Source organism: Arthrobacter sp. HMWF013 (assembly GCF_003061105.1).
GTDB lineage: Bacteria > Actinomycetota > Actinomycetes > Actinomycetales > Micrococcaceae > Arthrobacter.
This window is the reverse complement of the sequence record NZ_QAIQ01000655.1, coordinates 528-1,774: the sequence shown is the minus strand read 5'-3', so window position 1 is coordinate 1,774 and position 1,247 is coordinate 528. Positions and strand designations below refer to the sequence as shown.

1 protein-coding gene and 2 pseudogenes are annotated in these 1,247 nt (G+C 69.6%); 1 reads left to right on the top strand and 2 read right to left on the bottom strand.

Annotated features, from left to right (window positions below; genetic code table 11):
- Positions 1-468, bottom strand: a pseudogene (locus tag DBR22_RS24955) (mannose-6-phosphate isomerase); the annotation flags it as partial.
- Between the two features lie 38 nt (positions 469-506).
- Here DBR22_RS24955 and DBR22_RS21535 point away from each other — a divergent pair.
- Positions 507-1,079 (top strand): SGNH/GDSL hydrolase family protein, encoded by a 573-nt coding sequence (locus DBR22_RS21535; RefSeq protein WP_108600669.1) that lies wholly within the window; start codon positions 507-509, stop codon positions 1,077-1,079.
- Here DBR22_RS21535 and DBR22_RS24225 read toward each other — a convergent pair.
- Positions 1,060-1,247 (bottom strand): annotated as a pseudogene (locus tag DBR22_RS24225) (MGH1-like glycoside hydrolase domain-containing protein); the annotation flags it as partial. The gene DBR22_RS21535 and the pseudogene DBR22_RS24225 sit on opposite strands and share 20 nt — an antisense overlap.

The following is a 1,247-nucleotide window of genomic DNA, read 5'->3' as shown; positions in this document are numbered from 1 at the left end:
GCGCTGCTGCAGCTCCCAGCGCGCCATGTCGGCCAGGACCAGGGTCCGTTCCGGGAGCGGTACCAGCGCCGCCCCCCAGCCCACCAGGACTGCGGGAAGGTCCGACGCCGCCACCTGGCGGCCGAGGTCGGCCAGCCTTTGCGGATCGAAAAAGTCGGCGAGGGTGTGGTGGCTGATGACGCCGAAGACGCGGTCGTCCGTGAGGTTGGCGGCGATCAGGGCGTCGATCTCGGCCATAGGCCGCGCCGCGAGCTCTTCAACGTTGAGGACCCGGTGGCCGGGCAGTGCCCGGCCGATGCATTCCAGCAGCTCATCCAGCTTCACGCCCGGGTAGGTATCCACCACGATGGCCTGCCGACCGCCGCGGGCGATCTCCTGCCAGGCGTCCTGGCCGGACCAGGCCCGGGGGCTGCCCGGGACGGTAACGGTGGGGAATTTGTCGTAGCGGCTGGGAGGAATGTGGCTCATGGTCTTCCGATCCGGGATGGTTTTGGTAGCGTGCAATCATGCGGCGGATGGTGGCCTACGGGCACTCGTGGGTGGACGGCGACGGCGCCTCCACCGCAGCGGCCTCCATGGCAGCGCTGGTGGCAGCCGGGCTGGGCCTGGAGCTGGATAACCGCGGCGTGGGCGGCACCAGCAGCACCGGGACGGCGGCGCTGGTCCGGGCTGATCCTCCCCCGGCGGCCACCCTCTACCTGCTCATGACGGGACTGAACGATCTCCGCCTGGGCGGGGAATCGGCGTCGGCCCAACAGGGGTACGCCGATGCCTTGGCGACGATTTTCAGTGCCTTCCGGCAGGCCTCCCCCGGCGCCTGGGTGGTGGCCCTCGCCCAGCCCCGACTGTTGGATTTCAGCCTCCATGCCCCGCACCATCTGGGTTCGAACACCCTGGTTGACAGCTACAACCGTGAACTGCGTCGGGTGGCCGCGGGGTTCCCGCAGGTGATGGTGGTTGAGCCTGCCGGGTGGGACGCCGGCACCATGCTGGACGAGGACACGGTGCATCCGAACGATGCCGGCCACCGCTGCCTGGCGCGCGCCGCCGTCACGGCTGCTAGTGCTGCATGGCAATGACAAGGCCCGCCCACGTCTGGGGGACGGCGCCGAGGCCGTGCCCGTTGTCAGGGTTCCAGTATTCTGCCCAGCCGCTGGTAGCGGCGCCTTTGGCCGTGAGTTCGGCGAGCGCCGCGGCTTCGTGCTCCATACCCAGGCGCCGGCAGGCCTGCTGGAAGAGATAGTTCA

Bases quoted from the DNA above. Each gene is read 5' to 3' on its own strand.
- DBR22_RS21535 (WP_108600669.1), top strand. From the start codon at position 507: ATGCGGCGGATGGTGGCCTACGGGCACTCGTGGGTGGACGGCGACGGC.